Source organism: Streptomyces sp. WG7 (genome assembly GCF_049975785.1).
In the GTDB taxonomy this organism is placed as follows: Bacteria; Actinomycetota; Actinomycetes; order Streptomycetales; family Streptomycetaceae; genus Streptomyces.
Genome location: NZ_JBNGGE010000010.1, coordinates 163,162 through 186,879, shown reverse-complemented (window position 1 = coordinate 186,879; position 23,718 = coordinate 163,162). Strand labels below are relative to the sequence as shown.

The 23,718-nt window shown below is 72.8% G+C and carries 11 protein-coding genes; 3 read left to right on the top strand and 8 right to left on the bottom strand.

Annotated features, from left to right (window positions below; all coding sequences use genetic code 11):
* The first annotated feature begins 38 nt into the window (after positions 1-38).
* Positions 39-1,265, top strand: a complete 1,227-nt coding sequence (locus ACP4J0_RS13890) for a cytochrome P450 (RefSeq protein WP_426598966.1) — start codon at positions 39-41, stop codon at positions 1,263-1,265.
* Here the strand turns inward: ACP4J0_RS13890 and ACP4J0_RS13885 are convergent.
* The 4 genes from ACP4J0_RS13885 to ACP4J0_RS13870 are packed head-to-tail and all read right to left on the bottom strand — an operon-like array spanning position 1,255 to position 16,533.
* On the bottom strand, positions 1,255-3,270 hold the full coding sequence (locus tag ACP4J0_RS13885; protein ID WP_426598965.1) for a Gfo/Idh/MocA family oxidoreductase: 2,016 nt from the start codon (positions 3,268-3,270) through the stop codon (positions 1,255-1,257). The genes ACP4J0_RS13890 and ACP4J0_RS13885 overlap by 11 nt on opposite strands.
* The gene (locus ACP4J0_RS13880) at positions 3,267-4,406 is read right to left on the bottom strand and encodes a saccharopine dehydrogenase NADP-binding domain-containing protein (RefSeq protein WP_426598964.1); all 1,140 of its coding nucleotides are present in this window, start codon (positions 4,404-4,406) and stop codon (positions 3,267-3,269) included. Before ACP4J0_RS13880 ends, ACP4J0_RS13885 begins: the two co-directional genes overlap by 4 nt.
* A complete protein-coding gene (locus ACP4J0_RS13875; protein ID WP_426598963.1) occupies positions 4,403-9,874 on the bottom strand; it encodes an amino acid adenylation domain-containing protein in 5,472 nt (1,823 codons plus the stop codon). Before ACP4J0_RS13875 ends, ACP4J0_RS13880 begins: the two co-directional genes overlap by 4 nt.
* Entirely contained in the window at positions 9,871-16,533 is a 6,663-nt protein-coding gene (locus ACP4J0_RS13870; protein ID WP_426598962.1) for an amino acid adenylation domain-containing protein, read from the bottom strand. The genes ACP4J0_RS13875 and ACP4J0_RS13870 overlap by 4 nt, the downstream gene beginning before the upstream one ends.
* 130 nt (positions 16,534-16,663) lie before the next feature.
* On the opposite strand from ACP4J0_RS13870, the gene ACP4J0_RS13865 reads away from it, so the two are divergent.
* Together ACP4J0_RS13865 and ACP4J0_RS13860 are read left to right on the top strand one after the other, a co-directional pair.
* Positions 16,664-18,331, top strand: coding sequence for a (2,3-dihydroxybenzoyl)adenylate synthase (locus ACP4J0_RS13865; RefSeq protein ID WP_426598961.1), 1,668 nt, complete (start codon positions 16,664-16,666; stop codon positions 18,329-18,331).
* 59 nt (positions 18,332-18,390) lie between these two features.
* Positions 18,391-18,588, top strand: coding sequence for a ferredoxin (locus tag ACP4J0_RS13860; protein ID WP_426598960.1), 198 nt, complete (start codon positions 18,391-18,393; stop codon positions 18,586-18,588).
* Between the two features lie 271 nt (positions 18,589-18,859).
* Here ACP4J0_RS13860 and ACP4J0_RS13855 read toward each other — a convergent pair whose 3' ends face one another.
* From ACP4J0_RS13855 to ACP4J0_RS13840, 4 genes are read right to left on the bottom strand one after another with little or no spacing between them, the layout of a single operon-like run.
* On the bottom strand, positions 18,860-20,326 hold the full coding sequence (locus ACP4J0_RS13855) for an ABC transporter ATP-binding protein (RefSeq protein WP_426598959.1): 1,467 nt from the start codon (positions 20,324-20,326) through the stop codon (positions 18,860-18,862).
* On the bottom strand, positions 20,323-21,144 hold the full coding sequence (locus tag ACP4J0_RS13850) for an ABC transporter permease (RefSeq protein WP_426598958.1): 822 nt from the start codon (positions 21,142-21,144) through the stop codon (positions 20,323-20,325). Before ACP4J0_RS13850 ends, ACP4J0_RS13855 begins: the two co-directional genes overlap by 4 nt.
* Complete coding sequence (locus ACP4J0_RS13845) at positions 21,141-22,115, bottom strand: ABC transporter permease (protein ID WP_426598957.1); 975 nt, start codon at positions 22,113-22,115, stop codon at positions 21,141-21,143. The genes ACP4J0_RS13850 and ACP4J0_RS13845 overlap by 4 nt, the downstream gene beginning before the upstream one ends.
* Entirely contained in the window at positions 22,112-23,623 is a 1,512-nt protein-coding gene (locus ACP4J0_RS13840; RefSeq protein ID WP_426598956.1) for an ABC transporter substrate-binding protein, read from the bottom strand. Before ACP4J0_RS13840 ends, ACP4J0_RS13845 begins: the two co-directional genes overlap by 4 nt.
* Positions 23,624-23,718: the final 95 nt, after the last annotated feature.

The following is a 23,718-nucleotide window of genomic DNA, read 5'->3' as shown; positions in this document are numbered from 1 at the left end:
CGATATCTCCGTATCGCCACACGAAGGATTCGACAGCCATGACTGACACCGAAGCGACCGAAGCCGCTTCCGACGCCTTTCCCATGGTCCGCGGATGCCCGTTCTCTCCGCCGGAGAAATACGCGGAGCTCCGCAAGCAGGGACCGGCGACCCGGGTGACCCTGCCGACCGGCCGCCGGGCCTGGGTCGTGACGGGCTACCAGGAGGTCCGCGCGGCACTGGCCGACCCCCGGGTCAGCGCCGACATCCGCCACCCGAACTTCCCCGCACTCGTCGAGGGCGAGCAGGAGGTGGGGGCCCGGACCAGGCCGTTCATCAGGATGGACCCGCCCGAGCACACGCGGTTCCGCCGGATGCTGCTCGCCGAGATGACCGTCCGCAAGGCGCGCCGCATGCGCCGGGACATCCAGCGCATCGTCGACGAGCGCATCGACGAACTGCTCGCCGGCGGCCCCCCGGTCGACCTGGTCACCCACTTCGCCCACACCGTGTCCAGCACCGTCATGTGCGAACTCATCGGAGTGCGACGCACCGATCCGTGGTTCCGGCGCGTCACGGGGACCCTGGGTTCCCAGGTCTTCGGTGGCGGCACCAGCACCGCGCAGGGCGCGGCCGAGGGCATCGGCGCCCTGTCCTCCGTGATCGACGGGATCATCGCGGACCGCGCGAGGGACCTCGGGGACGACCTGCTCAGCAGGCTGATAACCGAGCGGCTGCACACCGGCGAGGTGAGCCGTGAGGAACTCGTCACCACCATCGCCATCCTCGTGGTGGCCGGCTGGGAGACCACGACGAACCAGATCGCGCTGAGCGTGCTGGCGCTGCTGGAGAATCCGGAACTGATCGCGGAGCTGCGCGCGGACCACACCAAATTCCCGGCCGCCGTCGAAGAACTCCTCCGAGTCCTTTCGGTTGGCGACTCAATCGCGCTGCGCACCGCCACCGAGGACATCCGACTCGGCGAGCATGTGATCCCGAAGGGCGATGGAATCATTCCTCTATTGGCTTCAGCAAATCATGATGAAAGTGTCTTCGAAGCGCCCGAGAAGATTGATTTCGAGCGGCAAGGAAAACAGCATGTCGCGTTCAGCTACGGCATTCATCAATGCGTCGGCCAGAATGTCGCCCGGCTGGAACTGGTAACCGCGATCAGCACCCTCCTGGACCGGATTCCCACGCTTCGCTCAGCGGCTCCCCTGCACACGGTCCGGTTCCGGCACGAAGGCATCGCCTTCGGGCCGGAACAGGTACTCGTCAGCTGGTGACCACCGGCCGTTCCGCACCGCGCAGCACGCCCAGGTGCGGAACGGCCGCTCCGTGGGGCGGCGGCGGGGTCTCGAGTGCCAGCCCCGCCTCCTCGGCGATCTGGGTCAGGGTCACCGTGTGCCAGTGGTAGGCGTCCCGTACCTCCCGCACCAACTCCGTGCCGTCGAAGACACGCCAGGTCGTCTCCAGCCGCATCAACTGCTCACCGGCGGGCTCGCCGGCCATCCACCACTCGTAGCGCAGCCCGCCGAGACTTGCCTGGCGCAGCCGGGTCGCCGGCATCGACACCGGGGTGTACAGGCCCATGAGTTCCACGACGAGCGGTGCGCCCGGCGCGAGCCGGTCGGCCAGGTCCCGCAGCAGCGCACGACGCCCGGGGGGATCCAGGTGTCCGAGCATCCCGCAGGCGACCGCGCCGCAGATCCGGTCGGGCAGCACCAGGTCGTTCGCGGCGGCGGGCAGCACCGTCACCCGCTGCCCGATCCCGGGGTCGTCCGCGAGCCTGCTGGTGAGGACCGCGCGCATGCCCGCGGAGGGCTCGGCCGCGACGATCCGGCAGTCCGGGTACGCGGCGGCTATCTGACGGGTCACCAGGCCGCTGCCCGCCCCGATGTCGAGCAGCGGGCCGGCTTTCGGGTCGATGCCCGCGAGCGAGGCGACCACCGCGGGGCCGGTGCGGTCCGTGTGTTCCCGGGCCCCGAGGTCGAAGAACTCGGCGGGCCGGGTGTACCCGGTGCCGGGGGCATCACCCTCGGCACCGGTCGGCTCCGGCACGGCGGGCGCGGGTGACGTGCCGCCCTGGGCGGGCCGGCGCCCACGACGCTTCCCCGAGCCCGAGCCCGAGCCGGTGCCGGTGCCGGTGCCGGTGCCCGTACCGGTGCCGGAACCGGTCAGGTCGGCCACGGCCAGCGGAGTGGGTGCGGGCGGGCGGATCAGTTCCGGCGGTCCGAGGCCGGCCATCAGGTCCCGCCAGACCCGGAAGACGGCCAGGTCGTGCTGCGCGGTACGCAGGACGTCCGCGCCCTCTCGGATCGCGTCGCGCAACTGACCGAGCGCATCGCCCACCGCCGACGGCCACAGGCGGGAGAAGACCTCGTCGAAGCTGTGCGGCTCCTGCGACGCGTCACCGACGACGGAACTCGTCGGCAGCCTCAGCCACTCCGCGCCGGGCCCGGACCGGAAGACCAGCCGGTGCCCGTCGTCGCGCGGCGAGTGCATCCGAGGATGCCAGAGGACCGGTCCGTGGGTGTCCGCGAGCGTCAGCACACCGCCCTCGGTGGCGAGGGCCACGCGATGCCAGAACAGCGCGTGGTTGTCCCGGTCCCCCGGGTGGATCTCGTTCTGTACGCGCAGCGTGAGGGGCACCCCGGCCAGGGCGCCGTGCAGCGTCCGCACCGGTGCCCGCCCGTCGGACGTGGCGAGCACGTCGCTTCCGACGGCCGCGACGTCCCCGAGCTGCCACGGGCGCAGCCCGCCGAGCGCCCTGCCCAGGATGTCGATCAGCGGGGCCAGTACGTGCACCGGGGAGGCCGCGTCGACGTACAGCACCCGCTGCTTGTCGCGCAGCCGGCGTGCCGCCTCGAGGAAGACGCGCACCGGCTCCACGTGCACGTAGTGGGTGTTGACCCGGTACTGCAGGCCCCGTTTCCTGGCGATGCGCAGGGTCTCCGACAGCTCGTCCGGATGCAGCGGGTGCTCCTGGAGCACGTGCACGCCCCGGTGCAGGAGCGCCTGGCTCAGTTCGGTCCCGGAACCTCCCATCACGGCCGAGGGAACGACGACGCAGGCCACGTCGGTGTCGTCCGGCAGCTCGTCGGTGCCGGCGTAGCAGGGCACGCCGAGCGTCTCGGCGAGGGCCCGGGAGTGGCCGCTGCCCCCGCTTCCCCTGGCGAGGATGCCGGTCAGCTCGAAGTCCGGGTGCTCGCGTACGGCATCGACGTAGAACCTGCCGAAGTTGGTGCCGGCCACCACCGTCCGCAGCGGCCGGTCGGGGGACGCGGTCACAGTTCACCGTCCTCGAACGCGTCGCCCGCCCGCGCACCGCCGCGGCCGTCGCCCTCGTAGACCGAGAAGTCCGCCGCCCCGGTGCGGGTCAGTGCGTCGATGGCTTCGGCGGGCTCCAGGACGTCCCCCGCGAAGTGCAGACCGGGGCGGACACGCCCGGCGTCGAGGGCACGGACGGTGTGGGCCGCGACGGCTCCGGTCAGCCGGTAGCTGTCGTCCGTGCGCACGACGGCGGTCCGGCTCCGGTCCGGTCCGGACAGGGTGAGGACCAGGCGGTAGTAGGGCTCGGCGCCCGCCAGGTCGATCTCGCCCGCCCGGATGATGCGCTGGATCAGCTCCTCCCGCTGCCGGGGCGTGTCGACGGGCAGGGTCGGGAGCGCGGTGAACAGGGCCCGCACCTGGCTGCCCGGGAAGACGTTGTACCACTCGGCCTCGGCCAGCCCGGCGGCCCGCGCGCCGCGTTCCCACTCCGCGGTCAGCAGCGGCTGCACGGCGACGCGTTGCGGGAAGTGCGGCACCTCCGCGTCCTCGTCCACGCGCAACGCGCGCGGGACCCGCCGGCCGTTGCGCCAGGCCGCCAGGGGATGCCCGTAGGGCTCGCCGTCGGCGCCGCCGACATCCAGGGAGAGCAGGATGTCGGCGGCGACGGTCGCGGTGGCGCGTTCCAGCCCGCCGGCGTAGGCGACCAGGCGCGTCGCGGGCGACGCGTCCTGACCGGCCAGTTCCGTCAGTCGCCGGTGGACCAGGAGGGAGAGGCCGGGCACGGTGCCGGCCGACAGGACGACGGTGCGGCCGGCCGGCACGGCGCCGGCGGCCGTCAGCGCCTCGCGCACCGGGTCGTCGCCGAGGACGTCGACGTAGTCGGCGCCCGCCGCGAGGGCGGCCCTGGCCACCGAGTCCTTCAGCAGGTAGCTGGGCCCGGCGCAGTTCACGACCACGCGGCATCCGGCACAGAACTCGGCGAGCGAGGCGGCGTCCAGCGCGTCCACCGCGCGGATCTCCGCCTCCGACCGGTCGCCGGCACCGATCGCCTCGGGCCTGCGTGCGCCGAGGCGCAAGGGGCCGTCACCCGATCGGGCCAGTGCCGCCGCGGCGTGGCGCCCCACCGCTCCGGACGCTCCCAGGACGCCGATCACGCTTCCATCCCTTCGACGATGTCACGCAGGTGACCGAAGACGGTCGGCACGTTGTCACCGGTCATGCAGGTGAAGTGCTCGCCCGGGATCTCGCGGCTCTCCAGCTCGCCCAGACAGATCTTCGCCCAGTGGTCGGTGATGGTGTCCGCACTGCCGGGGAAGGGGTACGCGCCGTTGTGCCGGAGGAAGGAGATGTCTCCCGCGTACGGTTCGGCCCGGTGCCTGCTCAGCGCGTAGGTGCTCTGCTGGTAGGTCCGCAGGGCACGCAGCAGTCCCTCGGGCTGGTAGGTGCCCTCCAGAGCGGGAGGCAGCGCCTCGCACATCCGGGTGACGCGGCCCATGCGCGGCAGTGACTCGAGCTTCGCGAACGCCTCCGCTACGTCCGCGTACTCGCCGTCGAGGTCGGCCAGCGCCCCGTCGACGATCGCGTCGGGCGAGCGCTCGAGTACGGCGCCGACCGCGGCGCCCACCCGGTCCGAGTCCGCCGGGAACCCGATGTGCGCGAGGTCCATGCCCATCATCAGGGCGAAGGAGTACTCCGAGAGCAGCTCGTCGTCGATCCGGAAGGTCGGGCTGTGGCTGCTGATGACGGTCAGGCTGCGTACCTCCGCGCCGGCCTCCGCCAGCCCGCGCGCCACCTCCGTCGCGATGACGCCGCCCACGCAGTAGCCGACGACGTCGAAGGACGTGTGTCCGGCATCGAGCAGGGCGCGTGCGTACCGGGCGGCGAGCCGGTCGATCAGCCCGTTCGGGTCGGCGTTGAGGAACGTGTCCAGCTCGGGGATCTCCAGGCCGACCAGTCCGTTGCGGCCGTCCGTCTTCCCGCGGATCTCGGTGATGAGCGGCCGGTAGGGAAGGAGCGTGCCCGTGCCGGCGTGCACCAGTACGGTCACCGGCCGGGACGGCGGTGCCTCGGTCAGCGTGACGACCGGGGAGGCCTCGGCCCCCTCGGTCTGCTGCTCCGCCGAGACGTCACGGAGGTAGGCGGCCAGTCCGGCGACCGTGGGCCGGCGCAGCAGGTGGCGGAGGACGACCTCCCACTCCAGGTCCCACTCCAGGCCGTCCAGGCCGTCGAGGCCGTCCCTGAGCCTGCCGACGATGCGTGCCACGAGCAGGGAGTCCCCGCCGAGGTCGAACAGGTCGTCGTCGCGGCCGACCTCGTCCAGCTGCAACAACTCGGCCCACAGGGCCGCGATGGCGCGTTCCAGTTCGTCCCGGGGCCGGCTCGAGGTGGGCGCTTCGGCCTGCCGGTCGGTCTGCGCGGCCCAGGTCTCGAGCCTGCCGCGGTCCAGTTTGCCGTTCGCGGTCTTCGGCAGCCGGTCGAGGATCTGCCACCGGGTCGGCACCGAGTACTCGGGCAGCAGCTCCGCGCAGCCGCTGCTCAGCTCCGGCACCGAGATCGGCGCCCGCGTGGGCTTGGGCCGCGCGAAGTACAGCCGTTGGCCGTATGCGGCGGCCTCCTCCGGTGCGGCGGGGAACTCGGCGGCGATGCGGCCGTCCTGGTCGCCGAGGAGGGCGGTCCACTGTTCCGCGGTCAGGAAGGACTGCTCGCCCGCCGCACGGACGTCGGCGAACGGCCCCGCGTGCTCGGGGAGGAACTCGGTGGAGATCCGCAGGGCGTGGTCGTCGTCTCCGGCGTTCTGCAGCAGGACGAGCCATCCGCCCGCCGTGACCAGTGACCTCAGCCGGGCCAGGGCCGCCTCGACGTCCGGGACGTTGTCCAGCACTCCGACGCAGACCAGTACATCCACGGAGTGGGGCAGGAAACCCTGCTCGTGGGGGTCTTCCGCCGGGTCGAAGGCGGCGCACCGGACCCGCGGATCGTCGGCGAAACGCTGTTCGACCGGGGAGCGGTGGCGAGGGGAGGAGTCGGTGGCCAGGTAGTCGAAGTCGGCGTCCTGCAGGGCGGGTACGAGTTCGGTGACGGCGCCGCCGCCGCGCAGGCCGACCTCCATCAGACGCAGGGGTGTGCCCTTCGGGTGGTCACGGACGATCTCCGTGACGCCGGCCACCAGCACCCGGTGCAGGGCGTGGGCCGCCGGGTTGTCCTTGTAGGCGGCGTCGAGCGCGTCGGCCGAGGTGCCGGAGAACGGCAGGTCCGCCGGTTCGGCCCGACCGGTGAGCAGGGACGGCAGGGTGCCCGCGCAGTCGCGGACGACGGCGAACAGTTCGGGGCTCCAGGCCGCCTCGCGTTCGAGTGCGGCCGCCTCCTCCCATGCCCGCTCGGTGGCGCCGGGGGCGGGAACGGACAGGTCCCGGTAGCCGCCGGTGTCCTCCGTGAGCCTGCCTGCCGCCACCAGACCCCGCAGCCAGCGGCGGACCAGGCGGTGGTGGGCCGGGGCGACGTCCAGGGCCTCGCAGACCTGGGCCGCCGTGCGGGGCGCCTGCCCGGCGAAGGCGGGGGCGAGCGTCTCGCACATGGCGGACAGGGCCGCGGTGTTCAGTGCCGTGCGGAAGGCCGTGAGCGCGGGCAGGTCGACGCCCGCGGCCGCGTCCTGCCCGGCCCGCTCGAGGACGTCCCGGAGCGAGGCCGGCACCGGCAGGGGTTCGCCGAGGTGGGCGGGCTCGACGAAGGCGGCGAGGGTACGGGGGGTTGTCGCCCGGCCGGCGTCGCCGCGACCGCCCGCGACGACCACGGCCGCCGCGCCGACGGAGGGGAGGGATTCGACGGCAGCCTGGATCTCACCGAGCTCGATCCGGTAGCCGCGGATCTTCACCTGGGTGTCCACCCGGCCCTGGAACTCGATGACTCCGTCCCGGTGGTAGCGCCCGAGATCGCCGGTGCGGTAGAGCCGCTCGCCGGTGACCGGGTGCTGGACGAAGGCCGCCGCGGTGCGCTCCGCGTCGCCGAAGTACCCCTGGGCCAGGCCGGTTCCGCCGATGTACAGGTCGCCGGTCACCAGGTCGGGGCGGGGCCGCAGGGCCGAGTCGAGGACGTGGAAGGTCTGGTTGGCCAGTGGCTTGCCGTACGGGATGCTGCGCCAGGAGGGGTCGGTCTCGGAGACCGGATGGTGGATGGACCAGATGGACGCCTCGGTGGCACCGCCCAGGCTGTGGACCTCGGCCGCGGGGGCCCAGCGCCGGATCGCCGCCGGGAGGCCGACGGGGATCCAGTCCCCGGAGAGCATCATGAGCCGGAGGGAGGGCAGCGGCGGATCGTCGGCCCGCAGGTAGTCGTGGAGCATCTGGAGCTGTCCGGGCACCGAGTTCCAGACGGTGACGTTCTCCCGCCCGACCGTCTCGGCCCAGCTGGACGGGTCGCCCCGGCGTTCGGGGTGGGGCATGACCACGGTCGCGCCCACGGACAGCGGGCCGAAGAGGTCGTAGACGGACAGGTCGAAGCCGAGTTGGGCGAGGGCGAAGACCCGGTCGTCCTCCGTGACCGCGAACCGGCGGTTGATGTCGGTGATGGTGTTCAGCGCGGCGGCGTGGCTGATCATCACGCCCTTCGGCGCGCCCGTCGAACCCGAGGTGTAGATGACGTAGGCGAGGGAGTCGGGGTCGGCCTGGGCCGCGGCCGCGGGGGTGTCGCTGTCGGGCAGCGCGTCCACCGCGATGACCGGGATGCCGTCCGGCCGGTCGCCGTCGTCGGTGAGCCAGGACTGCGTGAGCACGGCCCGTGCCTTGGCGTCGGCCAGGATGGTCTCGCGTCGCCGGGGCGGCTGCGTGGTGTCCAGCGGCAGGTAGGCGGCACCGGCCATCAGTGTGCCGAGTACGCCCGCCGCCTGCTCCCAGCCCTTGTCCATCGTGATCGCCACGATCTGCCCCGGGGTGACGTCCGCCGCCGCCAGGGCCCGGGCGACGCCGGCGGCCCGCGCGACCAGCTCCCGGTAGGTGACCTGACGGTCCTGGTCGACGACGGCCACGCGGTCCGGGGTGCGGCGTGCGGTGGCGAGTACGGCCTCGTGCAGCAGGGCACGGGGTACCGGCGCGCCGGTGTCGTTCACGCGGGCCCGTACGGCGCGGGTGGGTTCGGGGAGATCGATCTCCGCGGGTTCGGACCAGCTGTCGGGGTCCTCGGCGAGGCGGTGCATGAGAGCGGCGAAGGCGTCGAACAGCTCGTCGGCGGTCCCCGCCGCGAGGACGCCTTCCCGTACGTCCCAGCTCAGTGCGAGGCCGTCGCCGCGCTCCATCACCTGGCAGTCGATCCAGACCTGCGGTGTCTGCGTCTGGGCGTGCCGGACCACGGCGTCCGGCTGCCTCATGGTGGCGGAGCCGAGGGTGCTCGTGAACACGACCGGCATGAGGAGCGTCTGCGCCTCGCGGAGCCGGGCCATCTCGGTCAGCACCTGGCTGCCCGTGAACAGCGAGTGGGCCAGGTCCTCCAGCAGGTTCGTGCTCAGGGTGCGGACGCGTTCGACGAAGGTCTGCCGCGCTCGCAGGTCCACGGCGAGGAGTTCGACGGAGGTGAAGTCGCCCACCAGCCGGTCGACGTCCTCGTGCAGGGGGAGCCGGGTGAAGGTGGGGAGGTTGAGCATGAACTCGGGGTTGCGGCTCCACCGGCCGATCACTTCGGCGAAGGCCGTCAGGGCCGCGGCGGACAGGGGGATCTGCCGCGCCGCCGCGTTGGCCTCGAACGCCTTGCGCTGCTCGGCGCTCATCACGGTCTCGTACCGGCGGAAGGGGCCGGGGGCCGAGGAGTCGGCCGCCAAGGGCAGCTCGGGGGCGGCGGGCAGGTCGGGGAGGCGTCGCAGCCAGTAGTCGCGGTGCCGGTTGTACTCGCTGGTGAGCGTCTGCCGGCGCCGCGCCAGCACGTAGTCACGGAACCGGGCGTTCAGCGGCGCCAGTCGGCGGCCGTGGTACACGTCCTCCAGTTCGGCGAGGACGAGCAGGAGGCTGGCGTAGTCCACGATGAGCTGGTCGATGGAGAGGTGCAGCAGCAGCGCGTCGTCGCACCGGGTCATCCGCAGTTCGAAGAGCGGCGGCCGGTCGGTCGGTGGCACGCGTGCGGCCAGCTCGTCGCGGATCTCCCTCACCCGGAGGTCCACGTCCTCCTCCGGGGCTCCCCTCATGTCCTGCACGGGGATGGCCGTTTCGGGGATGGTGGGCAGCACCTCCTGGGAGCCGTCCGGGTGCACGACGGCGCGCAGCATGTCGTGCCGTCGCACGATGGCCCACCAGGCGTCGTCGAGCGCGTCGGGGTCGGTCTCGGCGGGGTAGGCGAGTTCGGTGTAGACGTGGCAGGCGACGCCGCCGTAGCCGTAGGCGCTGCCGCGGCCGACCAGGTAGGCGGCCTGGATGTCGGTCAGCGGGAACGGCTGGTGTGCGGCGTCGGGTTCGGGAGTCAGGCGGGTGGCTTCCGTCCGTTCGGTCAGGTGGGCGAGCACGTCGTCCCGCCGTGAACGCAGCAGCGCGCGCCGCTCCTCGGTGAGCGCGCCCTGGGGGGCGCGGAAGCGCAGCTTGCCGTCCTCCTCCCAGAGCCGGATGCCGTGCCGTTCCAGCTCCGCGACGATGTCCTGCGCTTTCATATCTCTCCACTCTCTTCGAACAGGGCAGTGGCCTGCATGCTTTCGATCCGCGCCGCCAGGTCCGCCAGGGTGGACGCCGCCAGGAAGGCGCGCACGGGTACGTCCGTGCCGAAGGCCTCGTTGACGGCTCCGACCAGGCGCAGCGCTGTGAGACTGTCGCCGCCTTCGCTGAAGAAGTTGGCGTTGCGGTCGGGTACTTCGGCGCCGAGGAGGTCCGACCAGAGGGCCGCGATACGGAGCTCGACCTCGCTCTTCGGCGGACCTCCGGCCTCGTTCTCCGAGGCCACGGAGACGGCGAGGGCGGTCCGGTCGATGTCTCCGTCGTCGGTGACGGGCACCTGGTCGAGCGTGTCGACGAACGTGTAGCGGCCGGGTGTGGCGTGCGCCGGCAGGAGCTTCTCCAGGTGCTCGGGGATGCCCGTCGGCCGGTCGCCGACCGGGACGATCACCGCGTGCAGCCTGCGGTCGTCGGTCTCTCCGGTGACGAGGACCACCGCGCGGGCGACTCCGGGGTGTGTTTCGAGGGCTGTCTCGACGTCGTCCGGTTCGACGCGTCGGCCGCCGATCCTGGTCGGGCGCCCGGAGCGTCCGATCAGGTCGAGTGTTCCGTCCGGTCGGTGGCGCGCCTGCCTTCCGGTGCGGTACCAGCGTGTCCCGTCCCGTTCGACGACTCGGCCGGCGGGTGCGTGTCCGGGCCGCTCGATGAACCCCGGGTCGCTGATCCACAGTTCGCCGCCGACCCAGTCCGGGCGGTCCCGCCCGGCGGCGTCGACCACGCGGTGCCGCAGGCCGGCCGGCGGCAGGCCCGCCGGCATGGGCGTGCCATCGGCGGAGTCCTCCGTGGAGGGCTCGTACGCGAGGGACCACAGGGCCGTTCCGGGCACGGTGCTGAGCGAGACGAAGCGGCATTCCCGGCTCGCCGACGCGCGCAGTCTGCGCGGCAGGTCGTGGCCCGCTCGGCCGCCCGAGACCATGGTCAGGCGGAGCCGGTCGGGGAGGCGGGGGCCGGCCTCCGCCGTGGACCCGGCTCCGGCCTCGGCCTCGGCCTCGGTGAGGAGCCGGTCCAGCAGGTGCGGTGTGCCGTTCCACACCGTGACGCCGTGTCGGGCCGAGAGCCGCGCCAGCGCGGCGGGGTCGGCACGGTCGGCGGGGCCGGGCAGCACGAGTGTCGCGCCGGCGCCGAGCAGGCCGAGGACGTCGAAGACCGAGCGCACCGTGTGCGGTTCGGACAGTGCGATTCCGCGGTCCTCCTCCCCCACCGAGTACCGCGCCCGGATGTCTGCCAGCGTCCCCCGTACCGCCGCGTGGCTGAAGGCCAGGGGGCCGTGCTCGGTCAGGCGGACGTAGGCGGGGGTGCGGGGGTCACCGCGGAAGGGTTCGGCCGCGGCGGCCGGCGCCATGACGTCGGCGAAGGTGGTCGTCCGCACTCCGCCGGTGCCCGCGCCGGGGGTGTCGGTGACGAGGAGGACCGCCCCGGCCGCCTCGCAGTGCTCGGCCGCGTCGGCGCCGGGCCCTGGGGGCAGCGGCAGGTAGGCCGCGCCCGCGGCCAGGATCCCGAGGGCCGCGACGATCTGGTCGGCTCCGCCGGGCAGCAGGAGCGCCACCGTGTCGCCGGGGCGGACGCCGTGGTGGGCCAGCCCTCCCGCCATCAGGGTGGCGCGCCGCGCGAGCCGGCCGTAGGTGAGGGTGCTGCCGTCCGGCATGAGGAGTGCCGTGCGGTCGGGGTCGGTCGCGGCCCGGCCGAGCACGTCCTCGTGCAGGAGGCCGTCGGTGGCGGGGGCGGGGGCGCCGGTGATCCGTTCCCGTGCTGCCTTCTGCTCGGCGGGCAACGCGGCGGGCAGCGGGCCGTGTTCCCAGGGCTCGTCGGCCAGCCGGTCGAGCATGCGGCAGTAGGAGTCGAACATGGCGTCCAGTACGCCGGGGCGGAACAGTTCCTCGATGGCGTCCCAGCTCACCAGGATGCCGCCCGCGGATTCCGTGACCTGGTTGTCGAGCATGACCTGTGGTGTCTGCGTGATGCCGAAGACCTTGGCCGGGAAGGCTCCGCTCAGGTCCTTGGTCTCCCGGTCTCCGACGCCCACGGTGCTGCTGAAGACCACGGGCATGGCGGCCTCCACCGTGCCCGTGCGCCGGGCGAGCTCCTGCATGAGCCAGATCGCGGACGCTTCCCTGTGGTCCAGGTCCTCGCCCATGACCCGCTGGAGCCGGTGTGCGGCTTCGAGCCAGCTCTCGCCGGGCCGGGGCTTGTGGCCGATGAGCGACACCGAGGTGAAGTCGCCGACCAGGCGGTTGATGTGGGGGTGTACCGGCAGCCTGTTGAACAGGGTCAGGTTGACGGTGACACCGTCCTGGTCGCTCCAGGCCGCCAGGACCTCCACGTAGCAGATCAGCAGGACCACGGAGGGCGTCAGCCCCTGCTGCCGGGCCCGCTCCCTCAGCGTCTCCCACCGGTCGGCCGCCAGTGGCCGGCTGCGGCGGGTGAACCAGGGCCGGGCCACCGCGGCCGGGTCGCCGGCGAGTGGCAGCTCGGGGGCGGGCGGCAGGTCGTCCAGCCTGCGCAGCCAGTACGCGCGGGCCTTGTCGACGGCGTCCTTCTCCGGTACGACGTCGAGCACGTAGTCCCGGAAGGAGACGTCGATGGCGGGCAGTTCGGTGTCCGGGTCGGCGTGGAGCGCGTCCAGTTCGGCGTAGAGAGCCATGATCGAGGCTCCGTCGAGGACGATGTAGTCGAGTCCGACGGCCAGCCGGGTCCGGGTTCGGCCCTCGCTGGGGTAGCGCACGGCCCGGATGTCGAACAGGGGCCACCGGGTGATGTCCAGGCGACGGTGGGAGGACTCGGTGCGCAGGCTGTCCAGCGCGGCGGGTGCCTCGTGCTCGGTGCCGACCTCGGTGACCGGGATGGTGAAGCGGGGCACGTCGCGCAGGATCCGCTGCCGGCCCTCGTCGTCGAAGACCGCTCGCAGCATCTCGTGCCGCTGGATCAGTGTCCGCCAGGCGCGTTCGACGCGGGCCAGGTCGACGTCGACGCCGTCGAACTCGCTGTAGTGGTAGGTGCCCACGCCCCCGAGCGGCAACCGGTCGTCGCGTCCGATCCAGAAGGCGCGCTGCACGTCGGTGGGGGGAAACGGGTCGTGCCGGTGGGCGATGTCGCCGGGGCCGAGGGTCCTGGCGCGGTGTTCCTGCCGGGTGAGGGTCGCGGCGTAGTCGGCCAGTCGGGGGCGGGTGAAGAGCTGGGCGACGCGGGCCCCGCCGACGTCGCGTCCGCGCAGTGCGGCGATCACCCGGGTGGCGAGCAGGGAGTCCCCGCCGAGTGCGAAGAAGTCGTCGTCGCGTCCGACGGCGGAGGCGCCGAGGAGTTCGGACCAGACCTGGGCGAGGGTGGTTTCCGCCCAGCCCCGGGGCGGCTCACCGCCTCGGGGTCCGGGGGCCGGTGCTTCCGTTCCCACCAGCCTCGCCGCTTTCCTGCGGTCGGGCTTCCCGTTGGCGGTCAGGGGAAGGGCGTCGACGACCTCGATGCGAGAGGGGACCATGTACGCGGGAAGCAGCGCCGCGAGAGTGTTCCGCAGGTCGGTCCCGGTGGGCTTCGCCGTCGGGGTGCCCGCGGCGACGAGGGCCAGTTGCGGGGGCCGGCCGGTCACCAGGGCCACGCTGCCGGAGACGTCGGACCGGCCGGCGGCCGCGGCTTCCACTTCGCCGAGTTCGATGCGGTGGCCGCGCAGCTTGACCTGGTGGTCCACCCGCCCGAGGAACTCCAGTACGCCGTCGGAGCGGTACCGGGCCCGGTCCCCGGTGCGGTACCAGCGCCTGCCCTCGTACCGGACGAACTTCTCGGCGGTGCGGTCGGGGTCGCCGCGGTAGCCGTCGGCCAGGCCGGCGCCGCTCATCCACAGCTCTCCCGGAACCCAGTCCGGGCAGTCCCTGCCCCGTGCGTCGACCACCCGGGCCCGCATGTTGGGCAGCGGGACTCCCCAGGGGACGGAGGCCCAGTCCGGGCCGACCTCGTCGACCTCGAAGACGGTCGAGTGCACCGCGGCTTCGGTCATGCCGCCCAGTGCGACGAACCGCGCCTCGGGTACCAGGGCACGGAGTCGTCCGGGCAGGTCCATGCCCACCCAGTCACCACCGAGCAGCACGAGCCGCAGCGTGTCGCCCAGTCCCTGGGGGTCGGCCTCGGCGGCGGTGAGGGTCATGTCGAGGAGGGCGGGGACGCAGTTGACGAGGGTGACCCGGTGCTCACGCATCAGTCTGATCCAGTGCTGCGGGTCGCGCTGGGCCGCCTCGTCGACCAGGACGACCGAGCCGCCCGCCGACAGCGGCCCGAACAGGTCGTAGACCGCCATGTCGAAGTCGAGTTCGGCCAGGGCGAGTCCCCGGTCGGATGCCCGTACCCCGAAGCGCGCGTTGATCGCGGCGAGGGTGTTCATCGCGGCGCCGTGGGAGACGTCCACGCCCTTGGGGACCCCCGTGGACCCGGAGGTGAAGATCGTGTAGGCGACCGACGAGACGGGCTGGTCCAGCACGGGAGCCGCGGGCCGCAGGGCGTCGGCCGCGTCGAGGGCGAGCACGCGGGGCGCGGTGCCGTCGGCCGGGGCGGGAAGTTCCGGTGTGCCGGACGCATCGGTGAGCACCGCCACCGCCTTGGCGGCCTCCAGGACGCGGGCCGCGCGATGGGCGGGCTGGTGCACACCGACGGGGACGTAGGTGGCGCCGGCCCCGAGCACGCCGAGTACGGCCGCGACCTGACCGGCGCCCCGGGTGAGGCGCACCGCGACCGAATCACCTTGCCGTACACCGGCGTCGGTGAGCAGCGCGGTGACGCGTCCCGCCCGGTCCCGCAGCTCCCGGTACGTGACGGAGCGGCCTGTTTCGTCGATCAGCGCCACCCGTCCGGGCTGTGCGGCCGCGGCCCGGTGGAACCCCTCGTGCAGTCGCACGGCCACCTCGGGGGCGTCGGTGTCGTTGACGCGCTCCCGGACACGTGACTGTTCGGCGGGGAGTTGGGGCCCTACGGTGCGGGCCCACGCGTCCTCGTCGTCCAGCAGGGTCTCGATCAGGTTCCGGTAGGCGTCGAAGGCCGCGGCGGGCACACCGGGCGCGAACAGGTCCTCCCTGACGTCCCAGTTGAGCAGGAGACCGCCGTCCAGCTCGGTCACCTGCGCGTCCAGCCACACCTGGGGTCCCTGGGAGATGATCCAGCACGGCTCGCCGAAGGTGCGCCGCACGGCGCTGTCGTAGACCTCTCCGAGGCCGAGGGCGCTGGTGTACACGACGGGTGCGAGGACGGGCGTGCCGCCCGCGGCGCGGGAGAGGTCCCGCAGGACCTCGACGCCCGAGTAGGAGCCGCGCGCGATGGTCCTGCGCAGTTCCGCCTGGATGTCCCCTGCCGCCTCGGCGAAGGGCCGCCCGGCGGTGAGGTCGACGTCCAGCAGGACGGAGCTGCTGAAGTCGCCGATGAGCAGTTCGGTGTCGGGCCGGCTCAGGTCCCGGTGGAACAGGGGGAGGTTGAGCAGGAACCTCGGCTCGGCGCTCCAGGCCGCGAGCACCTCGGCGAACGCGGCGGCCAGTACCGCCGTCGGGGTCAGCCGGTGCTGCCTGGCCCGTTCGGTCAGGATGCTCATGCGCCGGGACGTCAGGTGGTGGTGCAGGCGAGTGGTGCGGTGGTACCGGGGTGCGGCGGATTCCGGGCTGAGCGGGTCGATGACCGTGGGCAGTTGAGGCGGAGCGCTCAGTCCGTCCAGTCGTTCGCGCCACCAGTCGCGCGCGGAGGCGACATCGGCCTTCCGGTCCGCCCGGCTCTCCCGCAGGTAGTCCCGGTAGCTGTGGCCGATGTCCGGCAGGGGGGTGTCCGGATCGTCGTAGAGGTGCCGGAGGTCGGCCAGGAGGACGCGCATGCTGGCGGCGTCCGCGCCGACCATGTCGAGGTCGATGTGGAGGCGGGTCCGGCCGTCGGGCAGCAGGCTGAGGGCGACGTCGAACACCTCGCCCCGCTCGACGTCCATGCGTCGGTGGGTGTAGTGCTGCCGCAGCCGTTCGAGCGTCTCGGCGCAGTCGTCTGCCGGTTTCCGGGTGAGGTCGTGCACGGTGACCGCCGGCTGCGACGGCTCGGCGAGGATGCGCTGCCGTCCGTCGTCGAGCACCTCGACGCGCAGCATCTCGTGACGTCGGCGCAGCTCGGTCACGGCGTCGGCGAGGCGCTCGGGGTCGAGGCCGGATCCGTCGAGTTCGGCGTAGAAGTGGGCTCCCACACCGCCGAGGGGCTGGTCGTCCTGGCGGCCGATCCAGTAGGCGTGCTGCATGACGGCCAGGGGGAAGGCACCGTCCGGCTCGGTCTCTTCCCGCCTCCCCGCGTCCGCTCCGGGCAGGTCGGCCCGTACCGGCTCGGGGGTGTCCGGCTCGTCCGACGCCGCTGTCCTCGGGGCGGCGTTCAGGAGTGTCAGCCAGTCCCGCAGCGTCGCCGCCTCGGCGAGCTGTTCGTAGCCGACCCCGATGCCCTGACGACGCCAGTCGGCGGTGAGCCGGATGAGTCCCAGGGAGTCGAGCCCGAGCTCGAACGGGTCGGCGTCGAGGTCGAGTTCCGTGCGGGGGACGTCCAAGGCGTCGGCCACCGCCGCCAGTACCTGCGTCCCCTCCACCTGCCCCGGTGTAGGCGCTTTGCTCACGAGTTCCAGTTCCTCCCTCACCACACCGCCCGGTGATTCAAATGACAATCATATTCACTTAGCCTAGCCTAGATGTGCGGCTCTGTGGGGCACCACCACCAACATCCGCACCACGCCTCGGAGGAGAAACATGGGAACGACCTCGGTACAGGGAGCGCTGTCCGGCAGACCGGACTGGCCCGGCTGGCCACCGGAGGCCGCACGGCACTACCGCCAGGCCGGCTACTGGCGGGACGAGGTCTTCGGTGATCTCCCGGCCCGGCAGGCGTCGGCACGTCCGACGGCCACGGCCCTGGTCGACGGAGACCGCCGCTGGACCTACTCGGCACTGGAGGCCGAAGTCGAGGGCCTGTACCGGTCCTTGCACCGTCTCGGACTGCGCCGGGGCGACCGGGTCATCGTGCAGCTGCCCAACCGCGCGGAGTTCGTGCTGCTGTGGTTCGCGCTGCAGCGGCTCGGCGCCGTACCGGTCCACGCCCTGCCCGGACACCGTCGCCACGAGATCGCGCACCTCGCCCGGATCACCGAGGCGGTCGCCTACGTGATCCCCGACCGGCACGCCCGCTTCGACTACCGCACGCTGGCCGCGGACCTCGGCGCCGACCACGCGTCACTGCGCCACACGATCGTCGTCGGCGACACGGGGGACCACAGCGGCTTCGTCCCCTTCGAGACGTTGCTCGATCCACGGGCACCCGCCGTCGCGTCCCCCGAACCCCCCGTCGAGTCCGGTGACTTGGCTCTCCTCCTGCTGTCCGGAGGCACCACCGGCACGCCCAAGCTCATCCCGCGGACACACCAGGACTACGCCTACAACGCGCGAGCCGCGGCCGAGGTGTGCCGGCTCGACGCGGACTCGGTCTACCTGGCCGTCCTGCCGATCGCCTTCAACTTCACGATGAGCTGCCCGGGCGTTCTGGGAACGCTGCACGCCGGCGGGACCGTGGTGCTCTCCCCCAGTCCGAACCCCGGCACCGCCCTCGAGCTGATCGAGCGCGAGAAGGTCACCATCACCGCCGTCAATCCACCGCTGGTCCCCTACTGGCTGCGGGAGTTCGAGGAGCGGCGGCCGGACGTCTCCAGCCTCGCCGTCCTCCAGGTCGGTGCGGCGCGGCTGGCCGACGACCTCGCGCGCCGTATCGAGCCCACGCTCGGAGCCCGGCTGCAGCAGGTGTTCGGCATGGCGGAAGGACTGCTCAACCTGACCGCGCTCGACGACCCGGACGCGATCATCTGCTCCACGCAGGGCCGCCCGGTCTCACCGGCGGACGAGGTCCTCGTCGTCGACGGGGACGGCGCGCCGGTTCCCGACGGGCACGTCGGAGAGCTGCTGACGCGCGGTCCCTACACGCTGCGCGGGTACTACCGCTCCCCCGAACTGGCGAGGACCCACTTCACCGAGGACGGCTTCTACCGCACCGGAGATCTCGTCCGGCGGCTCCCCACCGGACACCTCAGCGTGGTCGGCCGCGTCAAGGAGCAGATCAACCGGGGCGGCGAGAAGATCGACGCCACCGAGGTCGAAGAGCACCTGCTCGCCCATCCCGGCATCGACTCCGTGGCACTCGTGGCCGCGGCGGACCCCGAACTCGGCGAACGCTCCGTGGCCTTCGTCGTGTGTACGGGCCCGGTGCCCGGAACCCGGGAACTCGCCTCCTTCCTGCGGGAACGCGGTCTGGCGGCCTACAAGGCACCGGACCGGGTGAAGGCGGTCGAGCGGATGCCCCTGACCCCCGTGGGGAAGACGGACAAGAACGCGCTGCGGGAGACGGCACGGCTCGAGGACGGGCAGGCCTGATGACGCCCGCCACACCGCCCGGGCCAGACGCTGCCCGGGCCCGCGGGAAAGGAGACCTGGTGCGCGTATCCGTGGACCGCGATGTCTGTGTAGGTGCCGGACAGTGCGTACTGTCCGCCGAGTCCGTGTTCGACCAGGACGGAAACGACGGGCTCGTAGTGCTCCGGACACCGGAACCCCCCGCTGCGGTGCTGGACGGCGTCCGCGACGCGGTGGACCGGTGTCCCGCGAGGGCCATCACGCTGAACGAGGGGTGACCTGCTCCGAGACGAGCGGCTGGGCGCGGCAGAGCTGCCGAACGACGTCGCGGCGCGACTCCCGAGGTCCCCGGATCGGGAATCGCGTCGCGTCGGCTCCCGCGCCCACGCGCACGCCTTCTTGTCGTCGCGGGGTGGGTAGCCCGGCGCGGCGGCCGGCGAACTCCCCCTTCGGCCTGACGACCGGGTTGCCGTCGTGGCCGAGCCCGCATTCCGTACGGCGTGCTGCCTGAGCAGGTCTCAGGTCTCATCCACACCTGGCACAGTTCCCTCACGGCCCGGCCCGGCCGCCCGGCGGGCGCGGGTGCGGGTCGGCAGGAACGAGCGTGCCGTCCATCAACTCCAGGCGTCGGCCCGCCGTGGCGGCGACGGCCTCGCTGTGCGTGATGAGGAGTACGGCAACGCCCCGTTCCTGTCGCAGCTTCGCCAGCATGCCGAGGACTTCCCGCTCGGTGGCGCCGTCGAGGGACGCGGTCACCTCGTCGCAGAGCAGCACACGGGGCCCGGCGGCGACGGCCCGGGCGAGGTTCGCCCGCTGGCGTTCTCCCCCGCTCAGCTCGCCGGGGCGACGGTCCGCGGCCTTCTGGGGAAGGGAGACCGCGCTGAGGAGTTCCGCGACCGGGGACGGGACGAGACCGCCGCGGACGGCCGCCCGTCGTGCTCTCTCCAGGGCCGTGCCGACGGTCTCGCGCGGGTTGAGCGCGGCACGGCTGTCCTGGTCCACATGGGCCACCAGGAGCCGGTCGGCGGCCGTTCTCCGGGCGACGGGCCACGGCTGTGGTGTTCCGTCCAGCCAGAGACGGCCACCGCTCGGTTCCAGCGTGCCCGCCAGCGCCCGCGCCAGCGTGGTCTTGCCCGCTCCGGAGGCGCCCATGACGGCCACACACTCACCGGCGCTCAGTGCCAGGCTCGCACCCCGCAGTACGGGTTTCGCGCCGGGCCCTCCCCGGACGTCGTCGGCGCTCAGCACGAACGTCTCCCCCTCCGGCGCACGAGGAGCAGGTGCCGCTGCGACCGGTCGCCGGGGAGCGCGCGGCCGCCCACCGCCGCCGAGGCCGGCCACGGTGTCGTCGGTGAGCGTGCCGCGGGACAGGGCGACCCTGCGGTGGGTGAGGCGGTCGACCACATCCAGGTCATGGCTCACCACCAGCATCGCGGCATGGCCGGCGGCGGTGGTCAGGAGGTGGATCAGATTCTCCGTCGCCCTCGTGTCCAGGCCGCTGGTCGGCTCGTCGAGGACGATCAGCTCGGCGCCTACGGCCAGCGCCGCGGCCAGGGCCACGCGTTGGGCCTGGCCTCCGGAGATCTGGTGGGGAAACGCCCGCGCCAGGTCCGCGGGCAGCCCCATCCGCTCCAGTGCGTCCGTACGGAAGGAGGTGAGTTCCGCACGTCCCGTTCCGGACCGGCGGGCCGCTCGGTCCAGCACCCAGCCGACCCGGTGTTCGGCGGGGAGCGCGCTGGCGCAGTCCTGCGGCAGGTACGCGGCCAGGCGCCCACGCACCCGCCGTGCGCCGGCGGGTGAGAACGGGTCGTGGTCCGCGACCCGGACCGTGCCGCCGACCCGTGCCAGCCCCTGCCTCGTATAGCCGAGCAGGGCGTGTGCCAGTGCCGTCTTGCCCGACCCCGACCGGCCGACCAGGCCGACCCGTTCTCCCGGCCGTATCGTCAGCGAGCAGTCGGACAGCACCGTCCGCTCGGCGGACGACAGGCTCAGGTTCGCGACCTCCACCAGGTTCATCGCGCGGTGTTCCGTTCGTCTCGTGGGCGCCCGACGGGAGACGTGAGGCGGTCCGCGGCCAGGGTCATACCGAGCGCGAGCATGACCAGCAGCAGGGCCGGAGCCAGCACCGGCCACGGCTGGGCTCCCGCGCCCACCGCGTTCTCCCGTACCAGCCGGCCCCAGTTGGCGGCCGGCGCCGGTGCGCCCAGGCCCAGGAATCCGGCCGTCGCGCAGAGCTGAGTGGCGGCGATGAAGCGAAGACCGGCCTCGGCCCACGCCTCGGAGGCGATGTTCGGGACGATGTCGTGCCGAATGACAGCGAACCTGCTGTCTCCGCGTGCCAGCGCGGTGCGTACGTAGGACAGCTCGGCCAGCCGGGCGGTGGCCGCGCCGATGACACGCACGGAGAACGGCAGGCTCACCAGGGTGACGGCCACCAGTACGGCGAGCTCGCTGCCGGGCCTGCCCGCCGCGACCAGCAGCATGATCAGGAGCGGGGGGACGACGGCCAGGCCGTCCACGACGCGCAGTACGCCCTTGAGGGGTCCCCGTCTGGCCAGGCCGGCCCAGGTGCCGATGGTCAGTCCGGCGATGCTGCCCAGCGCGGTCGCGGCCAGCGCCTGCAGTACGAGGGTCCGGCCGCCGTGCGCCGTCCTCGCCAGCGCGTCGCGCCCCAGCATGTCGGTGCCGAACGGCCGCGACCAGCTCGCCGGTTCGAAGGGGACGCCCACCCGTTCGGTCGGTGAGGGCAACGGAAGCCACGGTCCGGCCAGTGCGACCGCCACCGTCAGGACCGGGACGGCCGGCAGCAGCCATCGGAGCATCGTGCGTGTCATGACGTCCTCCGTCCGGCCCGGAGCCTCGACGCGGGGCGGGAGCGGACGTTCAGCCATCCGGCCAGCAGATCACCCGTGAAGAGGATCAGCAGGGCGGCCCCCGCCAGGACCAGCCCGAGCCCCTGCACCATCGCTACGTCCCGATAGGCGACCGCGCGGGCCAACTCGCTGCCCACCCCGGGGTAGTTGAACAGCGTTTCGACCACCAGGCTGCCGCCGAGCAGCCCGGCCGCCATCACGGCCAGTCCCTGGATGCCTGGCGCGGCGGCTGCGGGCAGCACATAGGACCACGCCAACCGCACCCCCGACTCGCCGTCCAGACGGGCCTGCTCCACCACGGGGCTCTGCGCGGCGCCGACCACAGCGGCGCGGACCAGACGCGTCGCCACCCCGAGACCCGCCAGAACCAGCGCGGTCACGGGCAGCACCAGCATGTCCGGATGCTGCCAGGGGGCATCGCCCGGCGGGAACAGCGACACCGCCGGGAACAGCCCTCCCTGGTGGGCCAGCACCACGACCAGACCGGTGGCCAGGAGGAACTCCGGCAGTGCGATCAGTGTCACCGTCATCGACGACAGCAGCCGGTCCTCGAGCCGGCCGGCCCGGAGACCGGCGAGCAGCCCGAACGTCACCGCGAGCGCGGCGATGCCGGCCACCGCGAGTCCGACGAGAACCACCGAATTCCCGAACCGCGAGGCGAGGACCTCACTCACCGGCCGGCCGGCGGCGGAGGAGCGGCCGAGGTCGCCGGTCAGCGCGTCGCCCAGCCACGACACGTAGCGTGCCGCGGCGGGCCGGTCCAGCCCCAGGCGCTCCCGGATCTCGGCCCGTTCGCTCTCGGTGGCGTCCGCGCCGGCGACGACTCCGGCCGCGTCCCCGGGCAGCACCTCGGTCGAGAAGAAGAGCACCGCCGACAGCAGCAGCATCATCGCGGCGGCCGTCACGCCGCGGACCACCCCGAACCGGATCACGCCGAAGCGAGTTCGGCGGCCGAGAGGTCGGGGAACTGCTGAACCCGCACACCGCTCAACCTGTCGGTGTGGGCGTCCACCGTGGGGACGAACACCGGGACGATCTCGTTCCCCTTCTCCCACAACAGGCGCTGCGCCTCGTGGGAGGCCTTCTTCCGGTCCGCCTCGGCCGGCGCGCTGCGAGCGGTGGACACCAATCTGTCGATGTCCGGGAAGGTCCCGGGCGTGTGGTTGGCCTCGAAGGGTGCCGGCGGGTTGTAGCCGGCGGCGAACGGGAGGCGCTGGTAGGCCTCGTAGTCCGCGAAGAGCTGCCCGGCCGGCAGTTCCTTCAGGCTCGCCTTCACCCCGATCGCCCGGAGGTTCTCCACCATCAGTGTGGCCGTCTCCACCATGCCGGTCAGCTCGGGGCCGGCGGTCAGCTCGATCGACATCCCCTCGTGACCCGCCTCGCGCAGCAGCGCCTTCACCTCGTCCGGGTCGTGGGACCGCTGCTCCAGGCCGGCGTGGTAGCTGGGGAAGCCGATCGCCGGGACGTCGTTGCCGATCTCGGCGCGGCCGAAGTACACCGTGTCCACGATGGCCTGACGGTCGATCGCCAGGCGGAACGCCCTGCGCACGCGCTCGTCCTTGAACGGCGCGTGCGACATGTTCATCTCGAACCGCAGGTTCGACACGTACGGCGGCTCACCGGCGCTCACGGTGAACCCGCGGTCCTTCTCCAGGCTGCGCGCGGTGAAGGGTGACACCCCGCTGACGAAGTCGGCGCGCCCCCCTCGCAGCGCGTTCACCCGCGCCTCGGCGTCGCCTATGGACAGCAGGTGGATCTCGTCCAGGTGCACGTCGTCCCCGTAGTAGTCGGGGTTGCGGCGCAGCAGCGTCTGCTGCCCCGGCTCGAACGCCTCGATCACGAACGGCCCGCAGGACGGCGTCCCGGGGGTGAACTCGGTGGTGCCGTCCTTGATGACCAGCATGCTCTGGCACAGCAGGAGGCGCCCGTCCGCGATCGGGCCGGCGGTGGGCAGGCGGAGGGTGCGCCGGTCGAGCTCGCGGGCGGCGGCGAGGTCGAAGTTGCGCCCCACGAGGCGGGTGAACGGCAGACCCTCCAACTCGTCCGGCGCGCGCAGCGAGTAGAGCAGGTCGGCGGCGGTCACCGGGGATCCGTCGGTGAAGGTGACGGAATCACGCAGTCGCAGGGTGTACGACGTGAGGTCGTCGCTGGTCTCGATCGTCTCCAGGATCCCGTAGGCGACGCCGTCCGGCTGCCCCGTGTCGATGGCCCCGAGGGGTGCGTGGACGAGCCGCGCCCGGACGAAGTCGAGGGCGGTCGGTCCGACGAGGTAGTTCAGCGTCTCGCTCGACCCGCCCCCGGCGAAGGCCGCGCGCAACGTCGTACCCGCGCCGTCGCCCCCGTCGTCCGACGGGGAGGAACAGGCGGTCAGCAGCCCGGAGACGCCCGCGGCGGTCAGGGCGCCGAACCCGAGGAAGGCGCGACGGGAAAGATTACTCACAGTGTGTCCTTGTTTGCCGGAGGAGAGACGGGTGCCAGGCACAGGCCTGTCCCGACCTGGGCGCGACGGAGGGGCGCCCGAGCGAGCGCGTCGGG

Bases quoted from the DNA above. Each gene is read 5' to 3' on its own strand.
- ACP4J0_RS13890 (WP_426598966.1), top strand. From the start codon at position 39: ATGACTGACACCGAAGCGACCGAAGCCGCTTCCGACGCCTTTCCCATG.
- ACP4J0_RS13850 (WP_426598958.1), bottom strand. From the start codon at position 21,144: ATGACACGCACGATGCTCCGATGGCTGCTGCCGGCCGTCCCGGTCCTG.
- ACP4J0_RS13875 (WP_426598963.1), bottom strand. From the start codon at position 9,874: ATGAAAGCGCAGGACATCGTCGCGGAGCTGGAACGGCACGGCATCCGG.
- ACP4J0_RS13855 (WP_426598959.1), bottom strand. From the start codon at position 20,326: ATGAACCTGGTGGAGGTCGCGAACCTGAGCCTGTCGTCCGCCGAGCGG.
- ACP4J0_RS13865 (WP_426598961.1), top strand. From the start codon at position 16,664: ATGGGAACGACCTCGGTACAGGGAGCGCTGTCCGGCAGACCGGACTGG.